Origin of the sequence: Bacillus cereus group sp. BfR-BA-01381 (genome assembly GCF_022663555.1) — a bacterium.
In the GTDB taxonomy this organism is placed as follows: Bacteria; Bacillota; Bacilli; order Bacillales; family Bacillaceae_G; genus Bacillus_A; species Bacillus_A pacificus.
The window spans coordinates 31525-44885 of the sequence record NZ_JAKUFR010000017.1; the positions used below are offsets into that span (position 1 = coordinate 31525).

Consider the following 13361-nt stretch of genomic DNA (forward strand, 5'->3'; position numbering starts at 1 on the left):
GGGGAGGACATTTAAAATGATCGAAATTAAAGTACCTGAGCTTGCAGAATCTATTACTGAAGGAACTATCTCACAATGGCTTATCAACGTAGGCGACAAAGTTGAGAAAGGTGGCAGCGTTGTTGAGCTTGAAACTGATAAAGTCAATGTAGAAATCATTGCAGAAGATTCAGGTATTGTATCGAAGTTACTAGGCGAACCTGGGGATACAGTTGAAGTTGGCGCAACTATCGCAATTTTAGATGCAAACGGAGCACCAGTTGCAGTAAGTACACCTGCACCGGCTGCTGAGCAACCAAAACAAGAAACAGCTGAAGCACCAAAAGTTGCGGCACCAAGTGCTGAACAAACTGCAACTTTACAAGGTTTACCAAATACAAACCGTCCTATCGCATCACCAGCTGCTAGAAAAATGGCTCGTGAATTAGGAATCGACTTAAACGACGTACGTAGCACAGATCCACTTGGACGTGTGAGACCACACGATGTACAAGCTCATGCTGCAGCACCAAAAGAAGCACCAGCTGCTCCAAAAAGTCCAGCTCCTGCTCCAGTTGCAAAAACTGAATTTGAAAAACCAGTTGAGCGCGTGAAAATGTCCCGCCGCCGTCAAACAATTGCAAAACGCCTTGTAGAAGTTCAACAAACATCTGCAATGTTAACAACATTTAACGAAGTTGATATGACTGCAATCATGGAATTACGTAAAGAGCGTAAAGATGCTTTCGAGAAAAAACATGATGTACGTCTTGGTTTCATGTCATTCTTCACAAAAGCAGTTGTTGCAGCATTAAAACAATTCCCATTATTAAATGCTGAAATTCAAGGTGACGAGCTTATCATTAAAAAATTCTATGATATCGGTATTGCAGTAGCAGCTCCAGATGGATTAGTTGTTCCAGTTGTACGCGATGCGAACCAATTAAACTTCGCTGAAATCGAAAGCGAAATTCGTGAATTAGGTAAAAAAGCACGTGACAACAAACTTTCATTAAAAGAACTACAAGGTGGTACATTCACAATTACAAACGGTGGTGTGTTCGGTTCTCTAATGTCAACACCGATCCTAAACAGTCCACAAGTTGGTATTTTAGGAATGCACAAAATCCAAGTACGTCCTGTTGCAATTGATGCAGAACGTATGGAAAACCGTCCAATGATGTACATCGCTTTATCTTACGATCACCGTATTGTTGATGGTAAAGAAGCAGTTAGCTTCCTTGTTGCTGTTAAAGATATGCTTGAAGATCCAAAATCATTATTATTAGAAGGTTGATAGATTAATAATCTATTATATAAAGGCTGTAGAATAATCATTCTACAGCCTTTTTTGCGTTCATACGGGACAAATCGCATGACATAAACTAATAATGTATGCCTATAACGTAAGGAGGATTAAAATGAGTAACCTTCCAATTCATGCAAAATTGAAAGCAAATAAGGATACCTTCTTCCTCCCCGACTCAAACGGGGGTGTCTATTTTCGAAATAACGCCAGTTCATTTCGTATGGACGGTGATGGAATTTATAATTGGATTGAAAAATTAATGCCGATGTTTAACGGTAATTATTCTTTAGCAGAAATAACGGATGGTCTCCCTCTTCCCTATCAAAATCGTGTACTTGAAATTGGAGAGATTTTATATACAAATGGATTTGTCCGTGATGTAAGTCAAGACGCACCTCACGAATTAAACAGCGCATTACTTGATAGATACGCTTCACAAATTGAATTTCTAGAAGCAGATTCTCACTCAGGCGCATTAAAATTCGAAACGTACCGCAAAGCGAATGTCCTTATAATTGGTTCTGGAGATATGCTTACTTCCTTAGTTTCTTCTTTATTAGAATCCGGATTACCTACCTTTCATTACCTTGTGACAGATTATGAAGAAACGAATTACGACCGCATTCATGAGCTAATAGAACTTGCACATGAAGTGGATGATACTGTACTTGTTCAAGAAATAGATACGACAATTGATCGTCCTCTGCATGAAGTGTTCGAGCCTTTCGACTGGATTTTGTACGTTTCTCAAAATGGAGATATTGATGGCCTAAGAGCAGCTCACACGATTTGCAAAGAAGTAGGAAAGAACTTCATACCAGCCGTCTGTTTATCAACACTTGGTATAGCTGGTCCTGTCGTAATGGCTAATCGTGAAGAATGCTGGGAATCCGCATGGCATCGGCTACATGAAACGACTTTACAAAATGAAAATTCATCAGCCGCCTTCTCTCCTATTACATCTGCAATGCTAGCAAATATAATCGTTTTTGAATTATTTAAGCACGTTGCTAATGATTCTTACCGAGAAAAAGAACCTCAATTCTTTTTATTAAATTATGAAACACTCGAAGGAGCATGGCATCCTTTTATAAAACATCCTCTCGCAACTGATGAAAGTTTTACAATTGATACGCTAGAAGACCTTTCTGAACAACTTGAGCATCGGTCTAGCCAACATACTTCAACTGAATTATTCCGTTTTTTCGATTCATTAACTTCTAAAGAAGCTGGTATATTCCATGTATGGGATGAACAAGATTTATATCAATTACCATTATCACAATGCAATATTCAAGTAGCTACACCGCTATCAGATGGTCCAGCTTCCCTCCTGCCTCTTATGACTTGCGCTGGTTTGACTCATAACGAAGCGCGCCGAGAAGCTGGTTTAACAGGAATTGAAACCTATGTAGCAGAAATTATACACCGCCTTATCCCTGAACATAACGATATCGGTATTGGCGCTGGAGAAACGATGACAGAGGGTGTATACCGGGCATTACAACAACATTTGAATCACAAATTGTATGAGCGACAGTCACACACGCTAGAAGAAATTACGACGGTCGACTTAACTGAAATTCATGATAAACATTGTAGATTTTATTACGATGCCCTCGCTACAATTCATGAAACACCAAAAATCGCAATGGGTGAAGAGATTCTCAGCTTTCCAGTCGTTTGGGTCGGTATAAATAATCATTGGTACGGTGCATCTAATATTAATACGACGTTAGCGTTACGAAACGCACTACAACTATCACTTCTCCACAATCAAAATGAAGAGACTCCTTACAGAACTAATATTTTGCCTGAATCCTCTATCATTTTATATGATACTGATTCTTTTAGATTAGAAATACAAGAGGAAGAAGAAATTCCAAGTACGCAATCAGTACAGCTCGCCTTACAACATTTAGAAGAACATAATTTCTATCCATTTGTATTTGATTTGGCAATTGAATCATTTTTGAAAGAAAACTTAGATGGTGTGTACGGGGTTTTAATTGCAAAGGAGGATAGTCTATGACTCAAAATATATTACTTATAGGAGATGGCCTTCTTGCAGACTATGTACATGATCAATTATGCAAACAATATTCCATCATTCGCCAACATACAATTGCAGACGAAATCCCTGAAAATATCGACCTCGCTCTCGTATTACACGACGGCTCTCCTTCTACGATTCATCATGACGCTGAGCTAACTTTCCGGTCAAATCATATTCCGTGGCTACGTGGTTTTACTTCATTTGGTGAAGGGGTTATCGGTCCTTATATTCATCCTCTTGCAGCGGGATGTACTCATTGTGCCGATGGACGACGCTTTATCGCTGGATTTGATCAAAAAGAAATGTGGGAGCTACAACGAAAATATGCGGTAAAGGAAGAAAACGTAACAAGGCGTGATGTACGTGCCACCCAAAATGGCATTCTGCAAATGTGCCATCTTATTTGCGCAGAAACAGAGAAAATATTAACTCATACTCATTCTTCTTTAGAAAATGAACTCATTTTACTAAACTTACAAACACTGCAATGTACACGTCATTCTTTTCTTCCAGATCCGCTCTGCCCCGTATGTAGCAATTTACCTGATGACACGGCAGATGCAGCAGTGATTTCATTACAACCGAGCTTAAAAACAAATGATGCAACATATCGCTGTCGTTCCATTCATGAACTAAACACTTTTTTAACGAAGGACTATTTAGATTACCGAGTCGGTATGTTGAACGGAAAAATGCAACATTCTTTACTACCATTTGCTGACGTTATTATAAACATGCCATTAATGTTTGGAAATGAAGGGGTTGCAGGCCGAACTCTTTCATTTGCAATAAGTGAAGCAACTGCCATTTTAGAAGGTTTAGAACGATATTGTGGTATGTCACCTCGAGGAAAAAAGACAAATGTGCATGGTAGTTTTCATGATTTAAAGGATTATGCACTAAATCCCCTTACGCTCGGTGTACATACAAATGAACACTATAATCGTGATGGTTTTCCATTTAAACCGTTTGACCCTGACTATGAACAAAACTGGGTATGGGGATATTCATTGTCACAAAACCGGCCAATTTTAGTTCCTGAATCAATCGCTTATTATAGCCTCGGTCATCGAGATGCTTACGTATATGAAACATCAAATGGCTGTGCCATTGGTGGTAGTTTGGAAGAAGCAATTTTTCACGGTATTTTAGAAGTTGTAGAGCGTGACGCCTTTTTGCTCACTTGGTATGCTGAGTTACCTCTTCCGCGCCTTGATCTTAGTTCAGCAAACGATACAGAATTACAATTAATGATCCAGCGGCTGTACACGATTACTGGGTATGAGTTATATGCTTTTAACGCAACGATGGAACATGGTATTCCAAGCTTATGGGTAATTGCGAAAAATACGCGTGAACATGGAATGAACGTTGTTTGTGCTGGAGGCTCTCATTTGGATCCCGTCCGCGCTTTAAAGAGTGCCATTCACGAAATAGCAGGCATGTTACTTATAACAGACGATGAGCTTGAACAAAAAAGAGAGCACTACGAAAACTGCTTACAAGACCCTTATCTCGTTAGCCAAATGGGAGACCACAGTATGCTGTACGGATTGAAAGAAGCAGAAGAACGTCTCCACTTTCTTTTACGTGACGATGCCCCGATGCAAACGTTCCAAGAAATGAACAGGTTACAATCATTTGATCTTGATTTAACATCCGATCTTCATCAACTTTTAAACCGTCTAGGGCAATCTGGACTTGAAGTAATCATTGTAGATCAAACCGTACCTCTTATAGAAAAAAACGGATTACATTGTGTAAAAGTCATTATTCCAGGCATGCTACCGATGACGTTCGGTCACCATCTTACTCGGGTTACAGGACTGGATAGAGTGTATACCGTACCGATGACGCTTGGATATAGCGCTGAGCCTTTAACAAATGAACAATTAAATCCACATCCGCATCCGTTTCCATAGTAAAGGAGGGATTCTATGCAGCTGGATACTTTTTTACATCATCTCCATTTTTCTATAGACGAAATTATGCCGAATCATGAAGTGGACTGGGAAGATGCACCGCTTCCTTATAAATTATATCGAAATGTACCTATCATTCCTCTCTCTTTAGAAATCCCATTATCTTTACCCAACTCTTCTACTACACCTACTTTGAATGAGATTGGTCATTACCTTTGGTGCTCATTTGGTTTAACCCAGTTATGTCAGCTAAATAGCGAGAAAATTTTATTCCGAAGATCTATCCCTTCCGGCGGTGCTTTATATCCAAATGAATTGTATATATATTTAAAGATTGACGATTATCCAGACGGTATTTACCATTACGATGCCGCGCATCACCGACTTATCTTACTACGCGAAGGAAATTTCGATTCTTATCTTTCAGAAGCACTCGGCAATCGTTGTAACTTACAGTCTTGTTTTGGTGCTGCATTCGTATCCACTATGTTTTGGAAAAACTACTTTAAATACAATAACTTTTCGTATCGGCTTCAAGGGTTAGATAGTGGTGTTCTCATCGGACAATTACTTGAATGTGCCAAACAGTTCGGTTACACAAATGGCGTATATTTTCAGTTTTTAGATCGTGCAATCAATCATTTACTCGGACTGCCAGAAGGCGAAGAAAGCGTGTATGCTGTTGTTCCTTTTAGTACAGAGCCACAAACTGATTGGTTTCACAATGATTACCGTGAAAATAAAACAGTTACTTCTCATAAGTTGTTACAACAAATTCCGCCGCTCGCACATGAACATTTCGTTCGCTCAAAGCATGTAAATGAGTATCCGATGATAACAAAAATAAATGAAGCTTCTATGATCGAATCGACAGCACAGTTTCAAACACTAACTCATGAAGAGCACTATCAACATCATGAGCACGCTATACAACTGCCGAAAGTAGAGCATTTATCTTATGATTTCTTACAACTTTGCAGAAAACGGTATTCCCCTGATGCTGACTTTACTTTAACGAAATTGGATGCAGCCGAGCTCGCTACTTTACTACAAGAAGCGAGCCTCTCCTTCCCTTATTACAACGACCTTGACAGTAAGTATATAAATGAAAATGCACGCGTCGCATTATATGGGTGTTTCTATAACGTAAAAGATATAAAAAACGGGGCTTACGCTTATAATAGTAAAACGCATTCCATACAACCACTTCGATATGGGGACCTTCGTTATCCCCTTCAATCTAGTATGACGATGGATAACGTAAACCTTTTTCAAGTACCGCTTTGCTTGCATGTAGTCGGAAAGAAAGATTATTATACACGTGCATTAGGCTATAGAGGATACCGCATTCACCAAATGGAAGCAGGTATACTCGTTCATAAACTCGTTTTTGCAGCGACCGCGATGGGGATGGGCGGGCATCCTTTACTTAGTTTTGATACAAATTCATGTGATCAGTTGTACGGGATAGATACTGGGAATGAAACGTCTCTCATTCAAATTCCCGTTGGGGCTTATCGGGCGCGGAATTGGTTAAAAGGGGATTTGCGTATTTAGAAGCACGCCGGCTATCGGCGTGCTTTTTCACTAGATTAATTTAAAGATACTCTTAATTTGTCTCGCAAATAACCAGTTTTTCGTACCATAGTTATCATTTAAACTATCTAAATTGATAGTTTGTCCGTTAGCAAACTTTAATTCTAGCGTTGTATTTTTATCGTTTGTTTTTAAGTTACTATTTGTAATGGCATCATACTTTAATTTTTCAATTTCAACATATTCGTCTTTTTCTTGTCCGATCACGACATGGTCTTGGAAGAAGAACAATACTTCTACTTTCTTACCGAAACAAAATACATTTTTCGTATAAATTAATGTCGCATTATCAAGTCCGACGCATACTTCTTTCATCTCTTCAATAACGTGTCCAAAGTCTTCTTCATGTCTTGTGTTTGATTCAGCAATCCATTCTTCGATTGTTTTCATATTAATTGCCATACTGTGCCCCCTGGTTCGTTCATTGCTTTATTTTAAAGTAAATACTATATGACAATATAAGCGATACATACTATGTTTTCAAGGGTGAAAGATATATTCAAAATAAAGTTAAATTTCAAAGTAATATACTAAAAGAATCCATTTCATTATATTTCAAACGTTTGAACGAGACATTTTTCATCATCGATTAACTGTATTTTCTCATCAAATTCGATGTTTAGCTCCCTGTATACTTTCTTCCAAAAAGAAACAGCCGGTACATTTTTCACAAGTTCGATAACGAAATATTTTCCTCGTTTCTCTTTTAGCAAACTCTCAATAACTTGTTTACCGATTCCTTTTCCTTTGTACTGATTCAATATGAAAATGTCATTTATACCAAAATCGTTTTCCTTCTTCAAAAATGGACGTTCCAGTAGTAATAAAAATCCTACAATCTCATTATGACTTTTAATAAAATACGGAGTGATTCCATCATTTACCCAAAACATATGTAAATCTTCGTATTCAAAAAATCCATTTGCTTCAATTGTTATATTGGGTGTGAACTTAGAGAGGTCATGCAGATATAGTGCATACAAATTACGTAATATTTCTTTTTCTGATTCTTGAACGGTTTGCAGTGTTACAAACATTTTTAATAATCCCCTTCCCCATATGTAGCTATTTCCCAATCCTCTTCATTCGACAAAAATGATGATTACCCTTTAACAAAAAAATAGCACTTAAAAAGTGCTATTCTGCTCTCCTTGCCGCTTGCTGAATTGGATCCCAAACGCTGTTATATGGTGGTGCGTAACTTAAGTCGACATCTTCTAAATCGTGAATGCTCATTTTATTGAAGAGTGCCATTGCGATTACATCAATCCGTTTATCTACACCTTCTTCTCCAATTACTTGTCCGCCTAATAATTGTTTCGTGTCAGAACGGTATAGTAATTTCAAATAAAGTGGTTTCGCATTTGGATAATAGCCCGCCATATTTGTCGAATCTACTTTAACTGCTTTATACGGGATATGTAGTCCGTTTGCTTCTTTTTCATTTAAGCCTGTTCTTGCAAGCGTCAAATCCATAAATTTAATAATACCTGTACCTAACGTACCTTTAAAGGCTCTTCGTTTATCCAGCATATTTAGTCCAGCAAGTCGCCCTTGTTTATTGGCAGTCGTTCCGAGCGGGATATGATCATGAATTTCCTTTATAACGTGGTAATGTGTTGCGCAATCACCAGCTGCATATACGTCTTGCACATTCGTTTGCATATATGCATTTACTTCAATTGCCCCTTTATGATTTGTACGTATATTTGTTCCTTCAAGAAAATCAGTATTTGGCTTCACTCCGACAGATACTAAAACAAGATCCGCTTTATACGTAGCTTTATCCGTTTCAACTGCTTCTACTCGTTCATTCCCTTTAAACGCTTTTACATTTTCATTCGTTAAAATTTCAATATGATGTTTATCTGCTTCTTTATGTATATATTCCGCCATATCTGCATCATAAATTGTACCGATATGATCATTTCTCTCAATCATTCTTACTTTCTTACCAAGTTCGACGAAAGTTTCTGCCATCTCAAGTCCAATTGCACCTCCGCCAATAATGGTTACATCTTCAACTTTATTCTTTTCTAGCGTTTTTAATATGCGCTCAGCATCCGGAATTGTTTTTAAAAGATGAACACCTTGTAAATCTCGGCCTTCCCATTCTGGCATAACAGGACGTACTCCGGTCGCAATTAATAATCGATCATACGAAAATTCAAAGACATCTTTCGTCTTCGTATGCTCTGCGTATACTATTTTCTTTTCCGTATCTACTTTCGTTACTTCATGTCGTACTTTCGCATCAATTCCATATTTATCACGAAACGTCTTTACATTACGGGCGATTAACTTTTCCGTTGAAGCAATAGCACCACTAATGACATACGGTAACCCACACTGCGCGTAAGAATAAATTTCACCTTTTTCTAACGTCACAACATTTGCATTTTCATCGTTTCTAACAATTTGCATCGCTGCACTCATACCAGCTGCATCTCCGCCAATAATGACATAGTTCACTTTACCACTCCTTCTTTTTTACATACTCTTTACGTTTTCCATATTTTATAGAAATAACACCTACTTCCATTGTAAAGAAAGAGAATTTCATCTTCAAATTTTGTGCACAAACCTATGCCTGAATAGGTAACCGTCGTGTCTTATAAACAATATGTTTAATATGCTATAACAGTAACTACCGAAAGTAGGTGAAACATACATGTGCGCCGGCCTTCTCGTCCAGCTCCCAGAAGAACCGAGAGAACCAAAACCCGCCCTTCCACTTGAACAAGAGTTTACCGTTAGTGCAACTTTATACAGCGCTCGCGCTTGGTTATCTGACAATGACACTTTCCCACAAACTATTTGGAAAGCCACTCGCTTCTCTTCTGCATCACACGCCAATAAATCAATCTTCCCAGTTGGTACTGTGAAAATTATAAATTTTTCTGATGATACAATAACAGTTACTATATCCTCAGAATCAGATGATACTCTCAAAATAGTCGTCCCGCCTCGTTCCGAAGCGGCTTTAACATCTAGTTCTTTATCTGATGTGCAAGCCAGTACATCAGGAGGAGCAAGCAAAGTCACATTCCTCTTTCATATCTTTTTCTCAAGAGAACCTGGTCCAGCTAAAAAACCATAGAAAAGGTACAGTTGTGCACTGTACCTTTTTCATATGTTCTATTCTCTTGATTTATTCAGTTCAACATTATAAGATTCAATCTTCAAACTGAATCACACACTTTGTACATACATTCATCCACCTTTTCTTTAGAGGCCAGTTATTCCCTGTGTAAAGGTTTGAATTATCGTGCTAATGTAAGACCACAGCACAATAAATGTTGCAATTCCGATTAAAACATTTGCAATAAGAAGTGTATAAATAGGGTCTAATCCGCCGTTATCTAGCTTTACTATAGCGACAATTATACTAATTGACATATACGTTGTGGCCAGCCCTAATAAGATTGGTAAGAAAAAGATTAATAAAAAGCTAAACAGAAAAGAAAGAACTAATATAGCAATAGCTGGCGTCGCTATCGTTCCCCATATACCGAATACTTCAAGAAACGAAAAAGATGATTTCATCATCTTCCCACTGACAAAAATAATAAATCCGACAAATAAAGTTAAAATGAGTAAAAATAAAAAGACTGTTATAGAGTCTCCAAAGAAAGAAGGAGTAGATAAATCTGGCGCTAACGTTCTCGTAAGTGCTGCCCCAGCACTCATCATTCTATAAAAAATACATGCCCCTAAAAAACAAATAAGAACAAGACTTACAATTCCATTTCGTATTTCAATCTTGCCGCTTTTCATAATAGCTGTCGGTGCTTGTAATGCGTGTTTAAAAAACTGAAAATAGCCGCTCGCAAACCGCTTCGCTTGCTCTACCGTTTCATTTGGTCGAGTTTCCTTTGCTTGTTGTGCTACGCGTGCCTGTTGCTCACCTTCTCCCTGTGCACTACTCGCTACTGCTCCCTCCGTTAACGAATGTCCACAATTCCCGCAAAACTTTGCCTCTGTTGCATTTTCTGTGTGACACGCCGGACATTTCATTCTCTCATCCCTCCTTAACCATATACCGTATAGGGTGTTACAAATTCAATATATGACTTTGTACATAAAACATGACTACAAGAAAAAGATTATGAAATCCTTCTTTCAAAAGAAATATATGTGCTAGCAATCTTGAAAAAAAATGCTATTATGAAACAGAATAAAGTGAAACTTTAATCAGTGGGGGTTTTCTTCATCCCCCACTGATTATTAGTTGAACCAATCGGACTTTTATGGGCAGTTGATCCCCTACCTAACTTCTTTGCTTTCGCTGAATTTTGAGGTGGGGGTCTTACTGCACATTAAAGTCGGATAAATAATGTTTCTAACAGATTGGATGAAAGACAATGGAATTGGTAAACTCAATTTTTCAAATACTCCTTACAAGCGTAATCCAATTATTTTCTTTAATTGGCGTTATCATTGTAATTGGATTTCTATTAGGCTATTTAGAATCTCTCACACGAATGTATTGGTCGAGAGCTTTCGGAAGAAAAGGATTTCTTTTAACGGCGTGGATTGGAGTTCCTATTCACGAACTTGGACATGCCATTATGTGTGTACTATTTCGTCATAAAATTGTAGCAACGCAGTTCTTCCCAACAGATACAAGTCAAGGCGCTTTAGGCTACGTACAACATCAATACAATCATAAAAATGTATATCAACGAATTGGGAACTTCTTTATCGGCATCGGGCCTATTATTTCTGGTATTACCGCACTAATCCTTTTAATGCGCTATTTCGTACCAGATTCATATTTTTTATTTCATACAACTCTCGAAAAAACAATCACTTCTACTTCTATTAATGTAGAAATGGTTCAAAACATGCTCTTGTCGACATTCGTATTATTGAAAAGTTTATTTACAATAAATAATGTATTGAATCCTTCCTTTTGGCTATTTTTATTTATCGCCATTTGTATTTCTGCACATATCGCTTTAAGCAAACCAGATATTAAAGGATCAATAGACGGCATTATCGTCATGTTTATCGTGTTATTTTTATTCAATATAATAGCAGGGCTGTTTCAGTACGATAGTAACCAACTAATTGGCAAAGTGATGAAGTATAATATGTACCTCATTGCGTTTTCTAGCGTGGCACTATTGTTCTCTTGTCTTTCTACACTTGTTAGTTTTGGTTTTTATAAAATAAGAGGAGGGCGTTCTATTTGAACGCCCTCTTCTTATTAATTCGAACCTATAATGATATCCTTTGTTTTTATAATCATTAATTTTCTATCGGTTGTTGATATGTAATATGTATCATTTCGGTTAGAAATGATAGTCCCCTCTATACGTTTTGTTTCTTGTCCCCATGTATACTCTATTTTTTGATAACCATTTGTTTTCATAATGGAATGCATATAATCCCCTCCTTTTATTAAATAATAAGGAAGAAATACACCTAAAATAAGAAATACTGCTAATATATATAAAAAAGCTGTAATTGGCTTTTCAATCAATAAAACCCCTTCACTTCTTTTACTCTTCTGTTGTTTAAATTTAGCTCGAATTTTTAAAAATAATATATATATAACTAGTAAACCTATTAATATCATTATTGTAGTAATAAGATTCTCTATCATTTTATAAGCTAATATTAGCACTAGTGGAAAACCCGCAATACACCATAAAAATATCTTCAACCAAAGTAATTTCTTTTTATTCCCAATGGATTTTACAACGATAGCTAGTGGGACCCCTATAATAAATATAAAAATAACAAAACCAGGAATCAACACTTTCTCTAACCACATTAAATTGTATTTTTGTGCAATAAAAAATAAATTAAAATATAAAGAAATACAATATATAACAGCTAGAATAGCCAGTTTAACTTCTTTAACCCAAACATAATAGTATATGATTGTAAACAGCATAAAAAATGGGAGTATCCAAAATAATAACACTTTAGAATAGTTTGCTAAGGTTACACTATCTGCCAAAAAGCCTACAAGAGCTAAATTTACTAATCCCACTGCTATTATAATTAAAACCCACGAATTTAAAGTTGGCTTTTCAATAAGTAGTGAAATTAAGAATAAAACTATAATTCCAATTAAAACAATATAAAAAAAACCTACCGAGAAAGCTACCTTATTATCAATTGGGACAAAATTTACTGCTACTGATAATAACGATTGATCTTTTTCACCACCAAAATAATATCCCCATAAGAACAGATATCCAGTAATGTACGCAACTGTTGATGTTATTAAAACGATTATTATAGATATGATACGCTTACCAAGAAATCCTACCGTTATAAAAGGAACATTCTTTTTTAAAAATTCTTTTGTCATTTGCAACATCTCTAAATACCTAGTTTTATCCAACGAAAAATCTCCTCCTAGCATTTTATTTTTAAATAAATATAACATTATATTAAAATATAATAATTAAAAATTCAAATTATCTCCCCTTATTATTTAATACTGCAAATTAACTGCAAATTGTATTCTAACCAGAAGAGC

At 36.7% G+C, this 13361-nt stretch carries 11 protein-coding genes; 6 read left to right on the top strand and 5 right to left on the bottom strand.

All coding sequences use genetic code 11. The annotated features are described in order from the left end of the window. The first annotated feature begins 16 nt into the window (after positions 1–16). From odhB to MR079_RS08540, 4 genes are all read left to right on the top strand, one after another. Positions 17–1276, top strand: a complete 1260-nt coding sequence (gene odhB / locus MR079_RS08525; protein ID WP_242293864.1) for a 2-oxoglutarate dehydrogenase complex dihydrolipoyllysine-residue succinyltransferase — start codon at positions 17–19, stop codon at positions 1274–1276. Between the two features lie 124 nt (positions 1277–1400). Next, entirely contained in the window at positions 1401–3320 is a 1920-nt protein-coding gene (locus MR079_RS08530) for a putative thiazole-containing bacteriocin maturation protein (protein ID WP_242293865.1), read from the top strand. Beyond that, entirely contained in the window at positions 3317–5266 is a 1950-nt protein-coding gene (locus tag MR079_RS08535) for a TOMM precursor leader peptide-binding protein (RefSeq protein ID WP_242293866.1), read from the top strand. Before MR079_RS08530 ends, MR079_RS08535 begins: the two co-directional genes overlap by 4 nt. A gap of 15 nt (positions 5267–5281) precedes the next feature. Then, positions 5282–6823, top strand: coding sequence for a SagB family peptide dehydrogenase (locus MR079_RS08540; protein WP_242293867.1), 1542 nt, complete (start codon positions 5282–5284; stop codon positions 6821–6823). Between the two features lie 30 nt (positions 6824–6853). On the opposite strand, the gene MR079_RS08545 is transcribed toward MR079_RS08540, so the two are convergent. The 3 genes from MR079_RS08545 to MR079_RS08555 form a co-directional block, all read right to left on the bottom strand. Further along, the gene (locus tag MR079_RS08545) at positions 6854–7264 is read right to left on the bottom strand and encodes a DUF3908 family protein (protein WP_071715902.1); all 411 of its coding nucleotides are present in this window, start codon (positions 7262–7264) and stop codon (positions 6854–6856) included. Positions 7265–7410: 146 nt separating this feature from the next. Next, a complete protein-coding gene (locus MR079_RS08550) occupies positions 7411–7899 on the bottom strand; it encodes a GNAT family N-acetyltransferase (protein WP_242293868.1) in 489 nt (162 codons plus the stop codon). Positions 7900–7999: 100 nt separating this feature from the next. Beyond that, positions 8000–9334, bottom strand: a complete 1335-nt coding sequence (locus MR079_RS08555; protein WP_242293869.1) for an FAD-dependent oxidoreductase — start codon at positions 9332–9334, stop codon at positions 8000–8002. A 199-nt stretch (positions 9335–9533) separates the two neighbouring features. Here MR079_RS08555 and MR079_RS08560 point away from each other — a divergent pair, with 199 nt between their 5' ends. Next, positions 9534–9962 carry a hypothetical protein gene (locus MR079_RS08560; protein ID WP_074567599.1) on the top strand — a complete coding sequence of 143 codons (429 nt, stop codon included), beginning with the start codon at positions 9534–9536 and terminating at the stop codon, positions 9960–9962. 128 nt (positions 9963–10090) lie between these two features. Here the strand turns inward: MR079_RS08560 and MR079_RS08565 are convergent, their stop codons facing one another. After that, a complete protein-coding gene (locus MR079_RS08565) occupies positions 10091–10879 on the bottom strand; it encodes a zinc ribbon domain-containing protein (RefSeq protein WP_139869748.1) in 789 nt (262 codons plus the stop codon). A gap of 347 nt (positions 10880–11226) precedes the next feature. Between MR079_RS08565 and MR079_RS08570 the strand changes: the two genes are divergently transcribed. Next, positions 11227–12060, top strand: a complete 834-nt coding sequence (locus MR079_RS08570) for a hypothetical protein (protein ID WP_242293870.1) — start codon at positions 11227–11229, stop codon at positions 12058–12060. A 14-nt stretch (positions 12061–12074) separates the two neighbouring features. Here the strand turns inward: MR079_RS08570 and MR079_RS08575 are convergent, their stop codons facing one another. Next, on the bottom strand, positions 12075–13223 hold the full coding sequence (locus MR079_RS08575) for a hypothetical protein (protein WP_242293871.1): 1149 nt from the start codon (positions 13221–13223) through the stop codon (positions 12075–12077). Positions 13224–13361: the final 138 nt, after the last annotated feature.